This window comes from Roseomonas sp. WA12 (genome assembly GCF_054165765.1).
Window position 1 is genome coordinate 1,254,982 of sequence record NZ_CM135108.1, and the last position, 19,211, is coordinate 1,274,192.

14 protein-coding genes are annotated in these 19,211 nt (G+C 69.7%); 9 read left to right on the forward strand and 5 right to left on the reverse strand.

All coding sequences use genetic code 11. The annotated features are described in order from the left end of the window. Positions 1 to 44: 44 nt before the first annotated feature. From ACVBD7_RS06045 to ACVBD7_RS06060, 4 genes are read right to left on the reverse strand one after another with little or no spacing between them, the layout of a single operon-like run. Positions 45 to 3,137: an efflux RND transporter permease subunit gene (locus ACVBD7_RS06045; protein WP_458096599.1), complete on the reverse strand. Its 3,093-nt coding sequence runs from the start codon at positions 3,135 to 3,137 to the stop codon at positions 45 to 47. Next, positions 3,134 to 6,244: an efflux RND transporter permease subunit gene (locus ACVBD7_RS06050; protein ID WP_458096600.1), complete on the reverse strand. Its 3,111-nt coding sequence runs from the start codon at positions 6,242 to 6,244 to the stop codon at positions 3,134 to 3,136. The genes ACVBD7_RS06045 and ACVBD7_RS06050 overlap by 4 nt, the downstream gene beginning before the upstream one ends. Further along, a complete protein-coding gene (locus ACVBD7_RS06055) occupies positions 6,241 to 7,569 on the reverse strand; it encodes an efflux RND transporter periplasmic adaptor subunit (protein WP_458096601.1) in 1,329 nt (442 codons plus the stop codon). The genes ACVBD7_RS06050 and ACVBD7_RS06055 overlap by 4 nt, the downstream gene beginning before the upstream one ends. Continuing rightward, on the reverse strand, positions 7,566 to 9,029 hold the full coding sequence (locus ACVBD7_RS06060; protein ID WP_458096602.1) for an efflux transporter outer membrane subunit: 1,464 nt from the start codon (positions 9,027 to 9,029) through the stop codon (positions 7,566 to 7,568). Before ACVBD7_RS06060 ends, ACVBD7_RS06055 begins: the two co-directional genes overlap by 4 nt. 562 nt (positions 9,030 to 9,591) lie before the next feature. Between ACVBD7_RS06060 and ACVBD7_RS06065 the strand changes: the two genes are divergently transcribed. From ACVBD7_RS06065 to recO, 9 genes are all read left to right on the forward strand, one after another. After that, on the forward strand, positions 9,592 to 10,284 hold the full coding sequence (locus tag ACVBD7_RS06065; protein WP_458096603.1) for a sulfite oxidase-like oxidoreductase: 693 nt from the start codon (positions 9,592 to 9,594) through the stop codon (positions 10,282 to 10,284). 55 nt (positions 10,285 to 10,339) lie between these two features. Beyond that, entirely contained in the window at positions 10,340 to 10,807 is a 468-nt protein-coding gene (gene folK / locus ACVBD7_RS06070) for a 2-amino-4-hydroxy-6-hydroxymethyldihydropteridine diphosphokinase (protein WP_458097645.1), read from the forward strand. A gap of 77 nt (positions 10,808 to 10,884) precedes the next feature. Further along, positions 10,885 to 11,283: a DNA-directed RNA polymerase subunit omega gene (gene rpoZ, locus ACVBD7_RS06075; protein WP_458096604.1), complete on the forward strand. Its 399-nt coding sequence runs from the start codon at positions 10,885 to 10,887 to the stop codon at positions 11,281 to 11,283. 19 nt (positions 11,284 to 11,302) lie between these two features. Next, a complete protein-coding gene (locus ACVBD7_RS06080; protein ID WP_458096605.1) occupies positions 11,303 to 13,684 on the forward strand; it encodes a RelA/SpoT family protein in 2,382 nt (793 codons plus the stop codon). Continuing rightward, the gene (gene acpS / locus ACVBD7_RS06085) at positions 13,681 to 14,088 is read left to right on the forward strand and encodes a holo-ACP synthase (protein ID WP_458096606.1); all 408 of its coding nucleotides are present in this window, start codon (positions 13,681 to 13,683) and stop codon (positions 14,086 to 14,088) included. The genes ACVBD7_RS06080 and acpS overlap by 4 nt, the downstream gene beginning before the upstream one ends. 111 nt (positions 14,089 to 14,199) lie before the next feature. Continuing rightward, the gene (gene lepB, locus ACVBD7_RS06090) at positions 14,200 to 14,946 is read left to right on the forward strand and encodes a signal peptidase I (protein WP_458096607.1); all 747 of its coding nucleotides are present in this window, start codon (positions 14,200 to 14,202) and stop codon (positions 14,944 to 14,946) included. A gap of 31 nt (positions 14,947 to 14,977) precedes the next feature. Then, positions 14,978 to 15,661 (forward strand): ribonuclease III, encoded by a 684-nt coding sequence (rnc, locus tag ACVBD7_RS06095; RefSeq protein ID WP_458096608.1) that lies wholly within the window; start codon positions 14,978 to 14,980, stop codon positions 15,659 to 15,661. 7 nt (positions 15,662 to 15,668) lie between these two features. Then, the gene (era, locus tag ACVBD7_RS06100; protein WP_458097646.1) at positions 15,669 to 16,613 is read left to right on the forward strand and encodes a GTPase Era; all 945 of its coding nucleotides are present in this window, start codon (positions 15,669 to 15,671) and stop codon (positions 16,611 to 16,613) included. A gap of 46 nt (positions 16,614 to 16,659) precedes the next feature. Then, positions 16,660 to 17,439, forward strand: a complete 780-nt coding sequence (gene recO, locus ACVBD7_RS06105) for a DNA repair protein RecO (protein WP_458096609.1) — start codon at positions 16,660 to 16,662, stop codon at positions 17,437 to 17,439. 45 nt (positions 17,440 to 17,484) lie between these two features. Here recO and ACVBD7_RS06110 read toward each other — a convergent pair whose 3' ends face one another. Further along, on the reverse strand, positions 17,485 to 19,116 hold the full coding sequence (locus ACVBD7_RS06110) for a hypothetical protein (RefSeq protein WP_458096610.1): 1,632 nt from the start codon (positions 19,114 to 19,116) through the stop codon (positions 17,485 to 17,487). Positions 19,117 to 19,211: the final 95 nt, after the last annotated feature.

Below are 19,211 nucleotides of genomic sequence, written 5' to 3' on the forward strand. Positions count from 1 at the left end.
GGTCTGGCGCGAGGAGGCCCGCGAAGCGCCGCGGCCGCAAGCCCCTACTCGGCTGGAAGAGGTGCGGCGAGAGGCCGGTCACGCCGGCGTAGCCGGTCCAGCGCGAGATAGACGACGGGCGTGGTGTAGAGGGTCAGCACCTGCGAGACGATCAGCCCGCCGATGATGGTGATGCCAAGAGGCGCCCGCAGCTCCGATCCCGTACCGCCGCCGAGCGCGAGCGGCACCGCACCGAGCAGCGCGGCCAGCGTCGTCATCAGAATGGGCCGGAAGCGCTCGCGGCATGCGGCGAGGATGGCCTCCTCGCTCGTGCCACCCTCGTTCCGCTCATGCTCGAGGGCGAAATCCACCATCATGATGGCGTTCTTCTTCACAATGCCCAGCAGCAGGATGACACCGACGAGCGCGATCACCGTCAACGGCGTCTTTGTCGCCAGCATCGCCAGCAGCGCACCAAGCCCGGCGGTGGGCAGGGTGGAGATAATGGTGATGGGGTGGATGAAGCTCTCGTAGAGCACGCCCAGCACGACGTAGATGGCCAGGAAGGCGCCGAGGATCAGCAGCGGCATGTCCCGCGCGAAGGACTGCTCGGCGGCCGCGTTGCCGCCAAACTGGGGGCGGATACTGGAGGGCAACCGAACCTGGCGCTGCACCTCCTCGATGCGCGCCTGGATCTCCGCGACCGGCAGTCCTTCGTCGGGGTTGAATGAGATCGCCGCAGCGGGAAAGCCGCCCTGGTGGGTGACCGAGAGCGGCGCCGCGGCGGGCACCACGCTCGCAACTGCCGAGAGCGGCACCTGCGTATCCCCCTGGCCCGGTAGGAAGATACGCGAGAGGTCCGTGGGGCCCTGCTGCAGGGCGGGGTCGATCTCCAGCACCACGCGGTACTGGTTGCGGGAGCGGTAGATGGTCGAGACCTGGCGCTGGGAGAAGGCGTTGTTCAGCGTCGCGTTGATCTCGGTCTGTTGCACGCCGAGCCGGGCGGCCGCGGCTCGATCCACCTCCACCCGGGTGACAAGGCCGGCGCGATCCTGGTCGCTGGTGACATCGTTGATCCCCGGCACCCCACGCAGCGCCTGCACCATGGTCTGCGTCCATTCCCGCAGCTCCTCGATGCTGTTGCCGAGCAGGACATAGGAGAAGCGGCCGGCGTCGGAGCGACCGCCAATGCGGATATCCTCGTTGGCGCGAAGGAAAACACCGGCACCCGCGATGCGGCCGAGCGGCACGCGGAGGCGGGCAATCACGCCCTCCGCCGTCAGGTCACGCTCCTCGCGTGGCTTGAGAGTGACGAAGATGCTGCCGCGGTTGGACGCGCCCTGGCCGCCGCCGCTGCCAACCGTGGCACCGACCGATTCCACCGCCGGATCGGCCGCGATGATCTCCACGGCCTGGCGCTGAAGCCGCTCCATCGTGGCGAAGGAGGTATCGGCGGCCGCCTGGGTGCTGCCCTGGATCAGCCCGGTGTCCTGGGTGGGCAGGAAGCCCTTGGGCACGATGATGTAGAGCCACACCGTCAGCGCCATCAGCCCTATGGTCGCCAGCAGCATCAGCCAGCGGAACCGTAGCAGGAAGGCGAGGCTCCGAATGTAGCCACCTGCGATCGCGCCCAGCGAGCCCTCGAAGGCACGGGCAAGGCGGCCCGGCGGCTTTTCCGGCCCGCCGCGCTCCATCCAGGCCGCCATCATCGGGGTGAGAGTGAGCGAGACGATGCCGGAGATGCCGACCGCCACGGCAAGGGTGACGGAGAATTCCCGGAAGATGCGCCCGATGATCCCGCCCATGGCGAGCAACGGGATGAAGACGGCGATGAGGGAGATGGTGATGGAGAGGACGGTGAAGCCGATCTCCCGCGCGCCCGCCAGCGCCGCCTTAATGGGCGCCATCCCGCGCTCGCGGTGGCGGGCCATGTTCTCGATCATAACGATAGCGTCGTCCACGACGAAGCCGACGCAGATGGTCAGCGCCATCAGGGACAGGTTGTTCAGCGAGTAGCCGAGCCACCACATCACCGCGACGGTGCCGAGGAGGGAGAGCGGCACGGCGGCGCTGGCGGCCAGGATCGGCGCCCAGCGGCGGAGGAACACCGCCACAACGGCCACGACGAGCGCGATGGTGATCACCAGCGTGGTCCTCACCTCATCGACCGAGGCGCGGATGGTGACGGAGCGATCGCTCACCACCTCCAGCCGCACGCCGGCGGGCACCCAGGATTCCACCTGCGGGATCATGGCCTGCACGCCGTTCAGGACGTCGATGATGTTGGCCTCGGCCTGCTTGCGGACCATCAGCAGGATGGCCGGGCGGCCGTTGAACCAGCCGGCCTGGCGGCGGCTGCGCACGCCGTCCTCCACCCGCGCGATGTCGCCGAGCCGCACGATGGCGCCACCCTGCGCCTTCACGACGATGTCGCGATAGGCGTCCGCATTGTCGATGCGGTCATTGGTGCGAACGGCGGCGGACTGGGTGGGGCCCTCGATGAAGCCGGTGGCCTGGGTGACATTCGCGCGGGTAATGGCGAGCCGAACCTGCTCCATCGAGATAGCCGCGGCGGCGGCAGCTGCCGGGTCCACCGCCACGCGCACGGCCGGCTGGTCACCGCCGCTCACCTCCACCTGCGCGACACCGGGCACCTGCGCGAGGCGCTGTGCGACCAGACTATCGGCGGCGTCATAGACAGCGGGTCCGGAAATCGTGTCCGACGACATCGCCAGGATCATGATCGGCGCATCCGCCGGGTTGATCTTGCGGATGTTGGGCGGGTTGGGCAGGCCCGAAGGCAGGTCCTGCCGCGCGCCATTCACCGCCGCCTGGACGTCCTGTGCGGCTTCGCGCTGGGTGCGGGCGAGGTCGAACTGCAGGATGATCGTCGCGCTGCCGAGGGAGGAGAAGGAGGTCATCTCCGTCACCCCGGGGATGGTGCCAAGGCGGCGTTCCAGCGGCGCGGCGACGGTGCTCGCCATGGTTTCCGGGCTGGCGCCGGGCTGGCTGGTGGAGACGACGATGGTGGGGATGTCCACCCGCGGCATGGAGGCCACCGGCAGGCGGAACAGGGCCACCAGCCCGACCAGCGCCAGGCCGATCGCCAGTAGGGATGTGGCGATGGGCCGCGCGATGAACGGGGCCGAGATGTTCATTCCGCAGGGGCCGCCACGGGTGCCGGGTGGCGCCAGCGCTCCACCCGCATCCGCACCCATTCCAGGGCGAGATAGACCGAGGGCGTGGTGAAGAGCGTGACAAACTGAGAGAGGATCAGCCCGCCCACGATCGACACACCAAGCGGCAGGCGCAGCTCCGAACCCGCGCCATGGCCGAGAACCAGGGGCAGCGCACCGAGGAGAGCCGCAAGGGTGGTCATGGTGATCGGGCGGAAGCGCAGCATCGCAGCCTCCATGATCGCTTCGCGCGGTGCCATGCCATGGTCCCGCTGCGCTTCGAGCGCGAAGTCGATCATCATGATCGCGTTCTTCTTCACGATGCCCATCAGCAGAAGGATGCCGATGATCCCCACCACCGAGAGATCGAGCCCGAACAGCTCGAGCGCCAGCAGCGCGCCGATGCCGGCGGAGGGCAGGGTGGAGAGAATGGTCAGCGGGTGGACCAGGCTCTCATACAGGACGCCCAGGGTGATGTAGATCACCACCACCGCCGCGAGGATCAGCCAGGGCTGACTCTGCAGCGAGGCGTTGAACTCCGCCGCGTCGCCGGCGAAGCGGCCGGCGATGGTGGAGGGGACGCCCAGCTGCCGCATCGCGCCTTCGATCGCGGTGACGCCCTGGCCGAGCGAGACATCCTCGGCGAGGTTGAAGGAGTAGGTGACGGCGGGGAACTGGTTCTCGCGCGTTACCTGCAGCGGGCCGCTGGCGCGACCCAGCCGCGCGATCTCGGAGAGCGGCACCACCGACGCGGTGCCATCTGTGCTGCCGGCAACCCGCAAGAGGCCAAGGCGGGTGGGATCGGCCAGGAAATCCTCGCTGGCCTCCAAGATCACGCGATACTGGTTGTTCTGGGCATAGATGGTCGAGATCTGACGTTGGCCGAAGGCGTCGTACAGCGCGTCGTCGATCGCCTGCATGGTCACGCCTAGTCGCCCGGCGCGTGCCCGATCCACATCCACCGTGACGCGCAGCCCCTCCTGCTGCTGGTCGGAGGAGAGGTCAAGCAGGCCGGGGATATTCCGCAGCGCGCCGAGAATGCGCGGCGACCACTCGGCCAGCTCCGCGGCGTCGGCATCCACGATAGTGAACTGGTACTGGGTGGTGCTGGCGCGGGCGCCGATCTGGATGTCCTGCACCGCCTGGGGATAGCTGACGATACCCGCGATCCCCGCCAGCCGCGGCGCGAGACGCGCGATGACCTCCTGCGCCGTCTCCGAGCGCTCCTCTCTCGGCCGCAGCACCGCCGTGACCCGGCCGCCATTCAGCGTCGCGTTCACCGTGCCGGCGCCAACGACGGAGCTGACGGCCTCCACAGCGGGATCGGCCCGTACGGCCTCGGCCACCTGGCGCTGCAGCTCAGACATTCGCGCGAAGGAGACATCGCCCGGTGCCTCGGTCGCTACCTGAATTAGGCCGGTGTCCTGGGGCGGCAGGAAGCCCTTGGGAATGATGATGTAAAGCCAGGCGGTCACGATCAGGGTGCCCAGCGCCACAAGCAGCGTCAGCGCCTGGGCCCGGAGCGTCACCTCCAGCGCGCGTCGGTACCCGCGCAGCAGGGCATCGAAGACCCGGTCCGTCGCGCGGGCGACCCGACCCTTCTCGGCCTTGGCGGGCCGGAGAAGCAGAGCGCACATCATGGGGGTGAGGGTGAGGGAAACGACCATGGAGACGAGCACGGTCGCCGTCAGCGTCTGCGCGAACTCGCGGAACAGCCGCCCGACCACGCCCTCCATGAACAGGAGGGGAATGAAGACGGCGATGAGGGAAACGGTGAGCGATATAATAGTGAAGGCAATGCCCCGCGCGCCCTCATAGGCGGCTGCGAGCGGCTCCATCCCGTCCTCGATATGGCGGACGATGTTCTCGATCATGACGATCGCGTCGTCCACCACGAAGCCGGTAGCGATCACCAGCGCCATGAGGGACAGGTTGTCGAGCGAGAATCCCATCCAATCCATCACGGCAAAGGTGCCGATGATCGAGAGTGGCAGGGACACGGCGGGCACGATGGTGGCGCGGCCGGAATGCAGGAACAGCCAGATCACCGCCACCACCAGCACGGTGGACAGCACCAGCGTCAGCTCCACCTCCCGCACCGAGGCGCGGATCGTCTCCGTGCGGTCCGAGACGATGGACATGCGAATGCCGGCCGGCAGGCCGCGCTCCAGCACGGGAAGCTGGGCGCGCACGCGCGAGACCGTGTCCACGATGTTGGCGCCGGGCTGGCGCTGCACGTCCAGGATGACGGCCGGGCGGCCGTCGAACCAGGCGGCGTTGCGGTCGTTCTCCAGCCCTTCCACCGCCTGGCCGAGGTCGCGCAGGCGGATCGGCGCCTCGCTGCGATAGGCGATGATGATGTCTGCGAATTCGGAGGGCGCGCTGATCTGGTCGTTCGACATGATGGTCGAGGCCTGGCGCGCCCCGTCCAGCGATCCCTTGGGCGTGTTGGCGTTCGCCGCCGTCACCGCCGTGCGGATGTCGGCCATGGAAAGGCCATAGGCGGCCAGGCGCGAGGGGTCGATCCGCAGCCGCACGGCCGGGCGCATGTTGCCCTGCACGGTCACGCGGCCCACGCCCGCGGATTGCGCCAGCTTCTGTGCCAGCAGCGTGTCGGCCGTGTCGGACAGCCGCGCGATGGGCAGCGTCTCGCTGGTCAGGGCCAGGGTGATGATCGGCGGGTCCGCCGGATTCACCTTTGCATAGGTCGGCGGGTAGGGGAGGGTGGTCGGCAGGGTGCCGCGCGCAGCATCGAGCGCCGACTGCACGTCCTGCGCGGCCTCGTCGATGTCCTTGTCCAGCGCGAATTGCAACGCGATGCGGCTGGTGCCCGGGCCGGAGGAGGATGTCATGACAGCCACCCCGGCAATCTGGCCAAGCTGCCGTTCCAGCGGCGCCGTCACGAGCAGCGCCACCGTGTCCGGCGACGCGCCGGGAAGCTGGGTGGAGACCTCGATGGTCGGGAACTCGACCTCCGGCAGGGAGGAGACGGGCAGCTTCCAGTAGCCCCACAGCCCCACCAGCAGCACGGCGATGGAGAGCAGCGTGGTCGCCACCGGCCGCGCGATGAAGGGGGCGGAGATGTTCAATTCGGCGTCTCCCGCGCGTCCGCCGTTCTCCGCGGGCGGTTGCCGGCCGGGCGCGCCGGCGCGGTCTCATCGGCGATGGCGACAGTTGTGCCCGCGCTCAGCCGCAGCCCGCCGGAGGTGACAACGCGTTCGCCGGGCTGGAGGCCCGATTGCACCACAGCATCCGCCTGGGTCATCTGTCCGACTGTCACGGGCCGCTGCTCCACCGTGCGATCCTCGCGCACGACGAAGGCGTAGGTGCCCTCCGGTCCGCGCTGAATGGAGACGAGCGGGACCACGGTGGCCTGCGGCACCACCTCGATCCGCAGGCGGAGATTGACGAAGGCGCCGGGCCAGAGGGCGCGGTCCTCGTTGGCGAAGGTCGCCTTCGCCCGGATCGTGCCAGTGGTGGGGTCCACCGCGTTGTCGACCGTCAGCAGCGTCCCGCGTGCGACCGGCGCATTGCCGCCGGAGGCGCCGGGACCGGGCAGCGTCTCTACCGGCACCGCCCCCGCGGCCAGCGCCCGCATCAGGCGCGGAAGCTCCTGCTGCGGCAGGGTGAAGGTGACGGCGATGGGCGACATCTGCGTCACTGTGACTATGCCATTGGTATCCGATCCGCGCACGATGTTGCCCGGGTCCACCTGGCGAATGCCGACGCGCCCGGCGAGCGGCGCGCGGATGGTGGCGAAGGCCAGCTGGGCACGCGCCTGCTCGATCGCGGCCTCGTCCTGCCGCACCTGCGCCTCCAGCATCGCCACCTGAGCGCGCTGCGTGTCGAGCTGCTGCTGGGTCGCGCCGGCGCCGCGCACCAGGGCCTGATAGCGCTGCAGGTCGACGCGCGCATTGGCGAGCTGCGCCTGGTCGAAAGCCTTCTTGCCTTCCGCCTGCTGCAGCGCTGCCTGAACGGTGCGCTCGTCGACGCGCGCCAGAACCTCGCCCTTCTGCACCTCCTGGCCCTCGCGGAAGTTGATCTCCATCAACTGACCGTCGAGCTGGGTGCGGACCACGACGCTCTCGAGCGGCACCACGGTGCCGAGCGCGTCCACCGTCAGCGCCACGTCGCGCCGCGTGGCTTCAGCTGCCGTCACGGGCACCGCGATGCCACCAGCAGCCCCGGCGCGGCGCTGCCGGCCCGCGCCGCCCGCCGCGCCCGCACCTCCGCCCTGGCGCCGCGCTCCCGGTCCCTGGCCGTCGCTGGTGCCCTGCGGCCCCTGGGCCTGCATCTGGTCGCGCGCGGCCGAGGGGTCCTGCGCCCCTTGCCGGCCCTGCCACCACCACCAGCCCGCGCCGCCCGTGCCGAGGAGGAGCGCAAGGGCCAGGATCCAACCGGTCGCCCGCCTCATCGGCTGATCTCCATCACGCCTTCCCGGGACGGACCCCCGTTGCCGACGATGCCCACGGGAACGCCGGGGCCCCATCCGCCTCCTAGGGCCCGGAACAACCCCACCGCTGCCTGAAAACGCTGCAGTCGCCCATTCGAGAGGCTGCGGCGCGCGCTGAATAGCGCGGATTGGGTATTGATCAGCGTGATCAGGTTGATAATTCCTCCGCGGAGCTGCCCCTCGGCGATGTTGTAGGCCCGCGCGGCACGGCTCTCCGCCTCCCGCAGCAGCGCCTCCTGCTCGGTCGTTTCACGGAGGGCCGCGAGGGCGCTCTCGACATCCTGCAAGGCGTTGAGGATCGCCTGGCGGTAGTTGACGAGCAGTTCCTCCTGCTGGGCGCGGGCCAACTGCACCCGGCCGCGCAGGGCGCCGCCGTCGAAAACCGTCTGCGCCAGACTCGCGGCGATGGAGTAGAACTGCGCCTCCGGCCGCAGCAGCGTGCCGAGGAGGAGCGACTGGAAGCCGCCCTGCGCCGAAAGGTTGAGGGACGGGAACAGTGCCGCCCGCGCCGCCGCGACATTCGCGCTTGCCGAGGCCAGCGCCGCTTCTGCCGCGAGCACGTCCGGACGGCGCCCCATCAGCTCTGAAGGCAGGCCGGCGGCGGGGGAGGGGACGGCAAGCCCCTCGAACCCCTCGCCGCGCAGGTCGAGCTCGACCGGGGCAAGGCCGACCAGCACCGCAAGCGCCGCGGCGTTCTCGGCCACCGACTGGCGTAGCGGCGGCACCGCGGCCTCCTGCTGGGCCACCACCGTCTCCTGCTGGGCAAGGTCCAGCCCCGTCGCAGTCCCGGCCGCAACCTGCTGCCGGATGACGCCAAGCACGCGCCGAGCGGCCTGCAGGTTCGCCTCTTGGATACGCAGCGCGTCCCGGGCTTGGAGAATAGTGAAATAGGTATTGGCGACCGAAGCCTCGCTGGTGAGCAGCACGGTGCCGAGATCATAGCGGCTGGAGAGGGCGGAGAGCCGGGCCGCTTCGTAGGTGTTTCGGTTGAGGCCCCAGAAATCCACCTCGTAGGATGCAGCCAGGTCGGCCGAGTAGCGGGTCACCGCCCGGTTGCCCGCCCCGGTCTGGTTCCGCTGCGCGCTACCGCCGGCCGTTACCAGGGGAAGAAGGGCAGAGCCGGAGATGCGTGCCGACGCGTCCGCCTGCCGCACACGCGCCGCCGCGGCCGCAAGGTCGAGGTTGCCTGAGGCCATGCGCGACATCAGCAGATCGAGCTCCCGCGAACCGAAGCCTCGCCACCACTGCGGGTCCGGCCAGGAGGCCCGGGCGCCGGATGCCTCCCGCAGGCGGTCCGGGCCGATCGGGACGAGAGGGACGTCGTCGGGGCGCAGCGCGCAGCCAGCCGGGATCGCCCCGAGCAGGGCGCCGAACATGAGCTTGCTGGCGCCCCGCCGCGTGGTCGCAGGGGGCGGGATCATCGAAATCGCATCTGGCACCGCATCATTGTAGGGCCGATAGTCCCTGCGCCCCATGCCCCGTTACCCTTCGCCATCCACCGTCGGGAACAGCCATAGCTCCCTGGCGCGGCGAGAAGATGGCCCTTCCTGGGCCTTGCGCCACCGCCACTGGATGCGCCGACTGCTTCTCTCGGCGGCTGCGGGGCTGCGAGCTGCCTGCGTAAGCGGGTAGGACCTGGGGCCAAAAACGCTGTGATCGGGCAATCCGCTGGTGGGGGGCTCGGCCTTGCCCGATCCGCCGACCGGTGTCCCGGCGCTGATCGCGAGGGCTCTGGATCGCGATGGGCGCCCTGGTGGCCTCCCGAACGGTACCTGCCGCCCGGGTCGGCTGGCGGAGGATGCCAGGCGCCTCGGAATCGGGCGATTCTGACCGAGGTGCTCCCCGGGCAGCGGGAGGGGCACGACCTGATCTTGCCGCCTAACAGGGCGGCCCGCTGGGGTGCGGCGGTCGATGCTTGGCTCGATGCGCATCGGTGAGCAAACAGGCGTTGCATCCTGCGCGCCTCTCGCGCACCTCTGGGGGATGACCGACACGCCCCCCAACACCTCCGGCGACGCCAGGCCCGGCCTCCTCGAGGGGATCAAGGACAAGCTCGTCCGCACCAAGCAGCGCTGGGCCGAGGAAGGCCGGCTGCTGACCGGTACCCATGCCGACCCGACCCGCGACCGGCTTCCGCCCGGCCAGCGGCTGGTGACCGACTGGCCCGTGCTCGACCTGGGCATTCAGCCGGCGGTCGCCGAAGCTGCGGCGCGGCTGGACATCGACGGGCTGGTGGAGACCCCGATCTCCCTCTCCTGGGCGGAGCTGATGGCCCTGCCACAGGAGACCCGGCACAACGACATCCACTGCGTCACCCAGTGGTCCCGTTACGACAATGACTGGCAGGGAATTGCCATTTCCGGCCTGCTGGCCAGCGCGCAGCCGAAGCCGGAAGCCCGGTACGTCAGCATGGAATCCCATGACGGCTACACGACGAACCTGCCGCTGGCCGACCTGGACCGCCCCGAGAACCTGCTGGCCACGCATTGGGACGGCCAGCCGCTGACCCGCCAGCACGGCGGCCCGATGCGCCTCGTCGTGCCGCACCTTTATTTCTGGAAAAGCCCGAAGTGGATCCGGCGGATCACGCTGATCCCGGAGGACTGCCTCGGCTTCTGGGAGGTGCGCGGCTACCACGAGCGCGGCGATCCCTGGATGGAGGAGCGCTATTCCTGAGAGGCCCCTGGACGGTGACGCCGGCGACGACACGTTCGTCGCCATCGGCGCCAACCTGCCCGGGCCGGACAGCGCGGCGCCGCTTGAGACCTGCCGGCGTGCGGCCCGCGCCCTGGACGGGCTGCTCGGCCTTCACCTCGTGGCCACCTCCGGCTGGTGGGAGACAGAGCCTGACCCGCCCGATGAGCGCAGCCCCTGGTACGTGAACGGGGTGGTGCGGCTGCGCGGGCCGGCCGATCCGGCGGCGCTGCTCACCGCGCTGCAGGCGATCGAGGACGCAGCGGGGCGGGCGCGGCCCTATCCAAATGCGCCCCGAACGCTGGACCTCGACATCGTTGCCATCGGCCAGCTCATCCGCGTCGCGCCGGACCCGGTGCTGCCGCATCCCCGTGCCCATTTGCGCCGCTTCGTGCTGGAGCCGCTGCGGGAGGTTTGCCCGGGCTGGACGCATCCCGCGAGCGGCCTTAGCGTCACCTCCCTGCTCTCCGGCCTCCCGGCTGCCGCCATGCGGCCGGTGGGATAGCTGTTGCTCCGGGGTTGCCTTGGGCGGCCCGGCTGTCTATCTCAACCCTTCGCCAGCACACAATTCCGGAGTCCGCCATGGCCCGCGTCACGGTCGAGGACTGCATCCTCCAGGTTCCCAACCGCTTCGACCTCGTCCTGCTCGCTGCCCAGCGCGCCCGCGCCATCTCGCGCGGTGAAGAGCTGACGATCGATCGCGACAACGACAAGAACCCCGTCATCGCGCTGCGTGAGATCGCCGAGCAAACGTTGGATCTCGAGAGCCTGAACGAGGACATCGTGAAGTCCCTCCTGCGCGCCCCGGAGCCGGAGCCCGTGGAGGAGGAGGTGATCGACCTGATCGCCACCGACGAGAACATCTTCGGCGTGATGGATGTCAGCGAGGAGCAGGCGGCCGAGGCCGGCATGCAGGTCGAGGACATGTCCGGCGACGACCTCGAGGCAGCTATCGCGGCCGAGCTTGGCGGCCGCCGCTGACCGCGAAACCCGCCATCCGATGAGCGACGGCGCCGGGACACCCAGATCCCCCGGTGCCGTCTCGGGGCCCCTCCGGGCGCACGAGGGCGTGGCCACGGGCGCGCCCGACCGTCTTGGGGCGGCAACTTCCGGCGTACCCGGAGACCCCTCTGGGGAACTTTCCAACGACGCGCGCGGCGATGCCGGGCTGGGCGTTGATCCCGGCGCTGCCCTGGCCGCCCTGGTCACCGGCTATGACCCGCGCGCCGATGGCGCGATGATCGAACGGGCCTACCGGACCGCCGAGCGGGCCCATCGCGACCAGAAGCGCGACAACGGTGACCCCTATATCGGCCACCCCGTCGCCGTCGCCCAGATCCTGGCCGGCTACCGGCTGGACGCTGCCACCATCGCGACTGCCCTGCTGCACGACACGGTGGAGGACACCGGGATCAGCCTGGCCGACCTGTCCCGCGAGTTCGGGCCGGATGTCGCACGGCTGGTCGATGGCGTGACAAAGCTGACCCGCCTGGAACTGCAATCCGAGCGCACCAAGCAGGCCGAGAACATCCGCAAGCTCGTCCTGGCGATGAGCGAGGACATCCGCGTCCTCCTCGTCAAGCTGGCCGATCGCACGCACAACATGCGGACCCTGCACTTCGTCCCGCAGGAGCATCGCCGCCAGCGCACCGCGCGCGAGACGATGGAGATCTACGCCCCGCTCGCCGAGCGCATCGGCATGCAGGCCGTGAAGGACGAGCTGGAGGATCGGGCGTTCCGCGAGCTTCAGCCCGACGCGTCGCAGACCATCAATGCCCGGCTGGCCTTCCTGCGTGGACAGGGTGCAGACCTGATCGCCGACATCGCCACTGATCTCCGCCGCCGGCTCCGCGATTCCGACGTGCCGGTCATTGAGATCCAGGGGCGCGAGAAGTCGGCCTATGGCATCTGGCTGAAGATGCATTCGAAGAAGGTGGAGTTCGAGCAGCTCTCGGACATTATGGCCTTCCGCATCGTCACCGACGACAAGGCGAACTGCTACGCAGCACTCGGCGCGGTCCACTCGGCCTATCGCGTCGTTCCCGGCCGCTTCAAGGACTACATCTCCACCCCCAAGCCCAACGGCTACCAGTCGCTCCACACGGGCGTGACGGTGCCGGAGCGGCGCAACGCCAAGATCGAGGTGCAGATCCGCACGCCGGAGATGCACGAGGTTGCCGAATTCGGCGTCGCCGCCCACTGGATCTACAAGCAGGGTCCGGACGGCGTCGTGAACGCCGCGCGGGACCGCAAACGCTACCCGTGGGTGAAGGACCTGCTGGAAATCCTGGAGAACGCCGGCGAGGCGCAGGACTTCCTGGAGAACACGAAGCTCGCCCTTCACCAGGACCAGGTCTTCTGCTTCACGCCGAAGGGCGACCTGATCGCCATGCCGCGTGGCGCGACACCCGTCGATTTCGCCTATCACGTCCATTCCCAGATCGGTGACAGCTGCGTCGGCGCGAAGATCAACGGCCGCATCGTGCCACTGCGCCATCACCTCGAGAACGGCGACCAGGTCGAGATCATCACCGCCCGCGGCGGTACGCCTAACCCGGCCTGGGAACGCTTCGTTGTCACCGGCAAGGCGCGCGCGCGCATCCGCCGCACCGTGCTCGCCCGCCAGCGCGAGGAGAGCCGCGAGAACGGCCGCCAGGCCATCGCCCGCGCCTTCCGCCAGGAAGGGCTGGATTTCTCGGAGAAGATCGCGGAACCCGCGGTGAAGGCGCTGAAGCAGCCGGGCTTCGAGGAACTGTGCATCGCAGTCGGCGGCGGCCACATCTCCGCACGGGACGTGCTGCACGCCGCCGTGCCGGAACTGCGCGGCCCGCCCCGCCCGGGCGTGACCGGCATCGAGGCGCTGGCCCTGACCCGCGCCCGCGGCAAGCCCGGCGCCACCACCGTGCCCAGCCGCACCAAGGGGCGGGAGGTGGCGCATGGCATCACCGGCCTCGTCTCCGGCATGGAGGTGAACTTCGCGGGCTGCTGCCATCCCGTGCCGGGCGATCGCATCCTCGGCATCGTGTCCACCGGCCGCGGCGTGACCGTGCACAAGCAGGGCTGCCACACCTTGGAAGCCTTCTCGGCCAGCCCCGAGCGCTTCATCGACGTAGACTGGGATACCGGACCCGGCGCCGCGGGCGAGCATGTCGCCCGCCTCTCTCTCGTCACCTCGAACGAGGGAACGGCGATCGCCGGCATGACAACGGCGATCGCGAAGCAGGACGCCAAGATCCAGTCGCTGCGCTTCATGCATCGTGGGGCGGACTTCGCGGAGCTGAACGTGGATATCGAGGTGAAGGACCTGCGGCACCTCTCCAGCGTTATCGCGGCGCTCCGGGCGCTGCCGGGAATCGAGCAGGTGGAGCGAGCGAAGGCGTGATCATCGGCCTCGGCAATGACATGGTGGACATCCGCCGAATTGAGCGGACGGTCGCCCGCCACGGCGACCGCTTCCTCGAGCGCATCTTTACCGAGGCGGAGCGCGCCAAGGCTGAGCGACGCGGAGAGCGGACCCGGATCGCGACCTATGCCAAGCGCTTTGCAGCGAAGGAGGCGGCCTCCAAGGCTCTCGGCACTGGCTTCCGGGCGGGCGTGTTCTGGCGGGACCTTGGTGTGGTGAACCTGCCCTCCGGCCAGCCGACCCTGCGGATGACGGGCGGCGCGGGCGAGCGACTGGCGGCACTCACCCCGCCCGGGCATGCGGCCCAGGTGGCCCTCACCATGACCGACGAGTACCCCTATGCAGAGGCGGTGGTGATCATCTCCGCGGTTCCGCTTCCTTGACAGCCCGCGCCTTCTGGCGCACCCACGCCCGGGCGGCGGCCCGACCCGTGCCCCCCTGTCGGGCTTGCGGGGGCGTTCGGCCGGCCGGTTGAGGCCGCGAAGAATCACACGATGAGCAAGAAGTCCTCCGGCGGCTGGCTGGAGAGCCTGAAGACGATCCTCTACGCGGGCCTGATCGCCATCGGCATCCGCACCATCGCCTTCGAGCCCTTCAACATCCCCTCGGGCAGCATGATCCCCACCCTGCTGGTGGGCGACTACCTGTTCGTCTCGAAATATTCCTACGGCTACTCTCGGGCCTCATTGCCCTTCAGCCCGAATTTGTTCAGCGGCCGCATTTTCGGCAGCCTGCCGGCGCGCGGCGACGTGGCCGTGTTCAAGCTGCCGCGCGACGGCACCACCGACTATATCAAGCGTATCGTCGGCCTTCCCGGCGACCGCATCCAGGTGCGCCAGGGCATCCTGCGGGTGAACGGCCAGCCCGTGACCCGCACAGCCGTCGGCCCCTATCGCGTGGAGGGCGAGAGCATCACCGTCCGCCTCTACCGCGAGACCCTGCCGCCCAGCGCCAACGCGCCGGGGCGCACGCACGAGATCCTGGAGGCCTCGGATGACGGCCCCTATGACAACACCCAGGAATTCGTGGTCCCGGCCGACCATGTCTTCGCCATGGGCGACAACCGCGACAACTCGCTCGACAGCCGCGCTACCAACTATGTCGGCTTCGTGCCGGTGGAGAATCTCGTTGGCCGGGCCGAGTTCCTCTTCTTCTCCTGGGACGGTTCGGCGAACTGGTGGGAGGTCTGGGCCTGGCCCTTCGCCGTACGCTGGTCGCGCATCTTCTCGGGTGTGCGTTGAGGACCGCCGGCAGGCGCGGGGCAGGGCAGCGGTGAAGCCGCCCGTCGCGGCTTTGTCCAGGCGGCTGGGCCATGACTTCCGCAACCCGGCCTTGCTTGAACAGGCGCTCACCCATCGCTCCGCCGCCGACCCCAAGCGGAACCAGCTCGACTCGAACGAGCGGCTGGAGTTCCTCGGCGACCGCGTGCTGGCGCTCTGCATGGCCGAATGGTTGGCCGAGCGTTTCCCGACCGAGAGGGAGGGTGAGTTGGGCAAGCGCCTGGCCGTGCTCGTGGCTGCCGACACGCTGGCCAAGGTGGGCGACGCGATCGGCCTGCCCGCCGCTCTGCGCATTCCGCCCGCCGAGGGCCGGACCGGCCTGCGTCAGCGCGCCAATGTCGTGGCGGACGCGACCGAAGCCCTGATCGGCGCCGTCTATCTCGATGCGGGAATCGAGGCCGCGCGCGGCTTCATCCGGCGGGAGTGGACCGTTTCGATGGAGGCGGACCTCACCCCGCCGATGTCCGCCAAGAGCCGCCTGCAGGAATGGTCCCTTGGCCGCGGCCTCGGCCTTCCGGAATACACGCTGCTGGGCACTGAGGGCCCGTCCCACGCGCCCATCTTCACCGTTTCCGTCCGCGCCGGTGGCAAGGCGGCGGAGGCCTGCGGCGACAGCAAGCGGGCCGCCGAACAACTAGCTGCGGAAGCCCTGCTGACGGAGCTCGCCCGTGGCTGAGGACGACATGCCCGAGAACGTGGCGCCCGACGGCCCGCCGGAGGAAACGGGTCCTGAGGGTCCGACCCGCGCCGGCCTTGCTGCCGTGCTCGGCGCACCGAACGCCGGCAAGTCGACGCTGGTGAATCGGCTTGCGGGCGCCAAGGTCTCCATCGTTTCCAACAAGCCGCAGACCACGCGCTTCCGCATCCGCGCCATCCTCTCCGAGGGCCGGTCGCAGGTGGTGCTGACGGATACGCCGGGAATCTTCTCCCCCCGCCGACGGCTGGACCGTGCGATGGTCGCCGCCGCCTGGGGCGGGGCGCAGGATGCCGACCTGGCGATGCTGGTGGTCGATGCCCGCGCCGGGCTGACCGAGCCGCTGCGCGCCATCATCCGCAAGCTCGCCAAGGGCTCGCCGCCGCTCTGGCTGGTGCTCAACAAGACCGACCTGTTCAACACCAAGCGCCTTCTGCCGCTGACGGCCGAGCTGAACGGGCTGCTGCAATTTGCCGAGACCTTCATGATCTCGGCCGAGACGGGGGATGGGGTGGACACGCTCCGCACCCGGCTCTGCGAGGCGATGCCACCAGGCCCTTGGCTGTTCCCGGAAGACGAGCTGTCCGACGTGACGGACCGTATGCTGGCCGCCGAGATCGTGCGCGAGCAGATCCTGCGACAGACCCATGAGGAGGTTCCCCACCACGCGACGGTGGAGACCGAGGCCTGGCAGGAGAGGAAGGACGGCTCGGTGCGGATCGACTGCACCATCTATGTCGGCCGCGCCTCGCAAAAGGCGATCCTGATCGGCGACAAGGGTTCCCGCATCCGCGAAATCGGTCAGCGGGCCCGGGTGGAGCTGACGAAGCTGCTGGAGCGGCCCGTCCATCTGTTCCTCAACGTGAAGGACCGGCCGGGCTGGGACGAGGAGCGCGGCCGGTTGCGGGCCCTCGGCCTCGAGGACCTGGACTAGCCGCTTCCAACTGGCGCCGCGAGCGCCAAAGGGCCATCTCCTTCCGATGGAATGGACCGCCCCTGGAATCGTGCTGGAGTCGCGCCCCCTCGGCGAGGGCGGCGCCGTCGTCACGCTGCTGACCGAACGGCAAGGGCGCCACGCCGGGCTTGTGAAGGGCGGTGGCTCGCGCGGGCAGGCGGCCACCTGGCTGCCCGGCAACCTCGTGGAGGCGCGCTGGGTCGCCCGCCTGTCGGATCAACTCGGCCATCTCAGCGGCGAGTTGGTTCATCCCACGGCAGCCCTTGCGATGGAGGATGCGGTGGCGCTGGCGCTTCTTTCGTCCGCATGCGCCGTCGCGGCCGAGGCCTTGCCGGAGCGCGAGGCACATCCCACTGCCTTCCGCGCCTTGCTGCCCATCCTTGCCCATCTTCAGCGCGGCGCAGAGGACGTGACTCCGGATTACATCCTGTGGGAGGCGCTGCTGCTAGCCGAGCTGGGCTACGGACTTGACCTCGCCCGCTGCGCGATGACGGGCGACACGGTGGACCTCACCCATGTCTCCCCGAAATCCGGCCGAGCAGTCCGCGCCGATATTGCTGCCCCGTACGGCGATCGGATGCTGGCGCTTCCCGCCTTCCTGCGGAACGCGACACTGCCCAGCACCCCAAAGGACTGGGTGGATGGATTGCGCCTGACCGGGCATTTTCTGGCGCGCGACGCCTTCGGCGCGCGCCACCGTCCGCTTCCTGCGGCGCGCCACGCGCTGGCCGACCGCATTGCCAATCTGGCCGGCGTTGACCCGGCGGAACCGCCGAACAGCACCGTCGGCAACGGCCCGGCCTGACCTTGGGTCTAGGCCGGCCTTGTCGCCGGCCTCAAGCAACCAGTTTCAGGAAGCCGGCCGCACCAGCACGAGGCTGAACTCGCCCGCCCTGTCCTCCAGCAGCTTCACCCGCAAGAAGGCAGGGCGCGGGGAGGGCGGGATCGCGAGGCGCGATGCCAGCCCCTCGGCGTCGTCATTCTCCTCGATCACCGCCCCGCTCTCGTCCAGCAAGGCCAACACCGTGTCCACCTCCGAGCCGAGGTCGAAGGTCATGGCCATGGCCGCCCGGCCGTCATGCGGAAGGGCAATGAAGGCCTCCCCGCCGGCCGTGACCCGCACGCGCACCGCCTCGCCGAGAGAAAGCGTCGGGCGGGTCTTTGCGGCTTCTAGGCTATCGGCCGCAGCAGCCACCGCACCCGCGCTTGGGGCGGCGGGGGGCACCGCGGCTTGGACGACCATGTCGAAGCCCCCACGCGCGCCGTTCAGCAATGATGCCCGGACGAAGGCCGCCGGTGACGGCGCGTTGGTGGTGATCACGCGCGAGGCAAGGCCCTCACCGCCGTCATCATCCTCGAGAACCTGCTCGCCCTGCGCGTCCAGCAATGCCAGCACCGTGTCGACATTGCGGCCGAGGTTGCGGGTTGTGACCATCAGGGGCTGGCCCTCGGGCAGGGCGAAGAAGGCTTGGCTGCCGCGGCCCAACTCGACCCGGATGGTCTGTCCCGGCGTCAGCGGGTCGCGGACGCGGGCCTGCTCCAGGCTTGTGGGGTAGTTGGGCGGCGGCATGGGCGCTTCGCGTTCGACCACCACCGTGAAGGTGCCGGCGCTGTCGCTCACTAGGCCGGCGCGGAGCAGCAACGGCCCGGGCGCCGCCTGAGCGATGGACAGTTCGGAGGCCAGGCCATCGCCACCATCGTCGTTTTCCATCAGGACACGACCAGTGGAGTCGATCAGCGCAAGGACCGTGTCGGTGCCGCGCGACAGGTCGCGTGTGACCGCGATCATGTCTGCACGATCTTCCGGCAGGTTGAAGAAGGCCTGCTGGCTGCGACGCAGCCGGATCTGCACGGGCTGCCCGAGGGCGAGAGGGGGGCGTCCCGCGGCCTCGGCCGGGGTGGTGGCGAAATCGGGCGGGGGCAGCGGCTGCTGGCGGGTGAGCACCACCTGGAACCGGCCACCGGCATCGCTCAGCGTTCCGGCGCGGACCAGACGCGCGCCGTCGCCGGGCTGGATTTCGATTCGCGAGGCGAGGTTTTCCTGGCCACCGTCATCGTCCTCGGTCACGGCCTCGCCGTCCTCGTCCAGCGCGGCCAGCACCGTGTCCGTGTTGCGGGCGAGGCGGCGGGTCTCCACCGACCAGGCCTCGCCCGCCTCGGGCGCCACTCGGAAATAGGCTTGCTCGCCCTGGCGTAGGGAAACGGAAACGGGGCGGTCCGGCTGGAGCGGCGGCGTGGTCGCGGCGGCCTCCGGCGTGCGGGCGATGGTTGGCGCGGGCGGGGTGGGCGGAGCAGGCCGGGCCGGCGGGGTCGATCCGCCCGGCGCCGGGTTCTTCATTTGCCCGCCTTGTACCGGGATTACCAGCATCTCGGCATCTGGCTGGCCCGCCGCCTCGGCCAGGGCAGGGAGCCCAAGCAGCAGGGGAAGTACCGCAACGCCGGCGCGCAACCGCCCCTGCAACGTCGTTTCACGCTGGCCCATGCGGCGTCCTCCAAATCGAGGCGACTCCCTAGCCCCGGGCGAGGTCTGCCGTCCATCAACAGACCCGTGCCCTGGCGTCGGGACGCCCGGCCTGC

Bases quoted from the DNA above. Each gene is read 5' to 3' on its own strand.
- ACVBD7_RS06045 (WP_458096599.1), bottom strand. From the start codon at position 3,137: ATGAACATCTCGGCCCCGTTCATCGCGCGGCCCATCGCCACATCCCTA.
- ACVBD7_RS06055 (WP_458096601.1), bottom strand. From the start codon at position 7,569: ATGAGGCGGGCGACCGGTTGGATCCTGGCCCTTGCGCTCCTCCTCGGC.
- ACVBD7_RS06060 (WP_458096602.1), bottom strand. From the start codon at position 9,029: ATGATCCCGCCCCCTGCGACCACGCGGCGGGGCGCCAGCAAGCTCATG.
- ACVBD7_RS06065 (WP_458096603.1), top strand. From the start codon at position 9,592: ATGACCGACACGCCCCCCAACACCTCCGGCGACGCCAGGCCCGGCCTC.
- rpoZ (WP_458096604.1), top strand. From the start codon at position 10,885: ATGGCCCGCGTCACGGTCGAGGACTGCATCCTCCAGGTTCCCAACCGC.
- ACVBD7_RS06080 (WP_458096605.1), top strand. From the start codon at position 11,303: ATGAGCGACGGCGCCGGGACACCCAGATCCCCCGGTGCCGTCTCGGGG.
- lepB (WP_458096607.1), top strand. From the start codon at position 14,200: ATGAGCAAGAAGTCCTCCGGCGGCTGGCTGGAGAGCCTGAAGACGATC.
- era (WP_458097646.1), top strand. From the start codon at position 15,669: ATGCCCGAGAACGTGGCGCCCGACGGCCCGCCGGAGGAAACGGGTCCT.
- recO (WP_458096609.1), top strand. From the start codon at position 16,660: ATGGAATGGACCGCCCCTGGAATCGTGCTGGAGTCGCGCCCCCTCGGC.
- ACVBD7_RS06110 (WP_458096610.1), bottom strand. From the start codon at position 19,116: ATGGGCCAGCGTGAAACGACGTTGCAGGGGCGGTTGCGCGCCGGCGTT.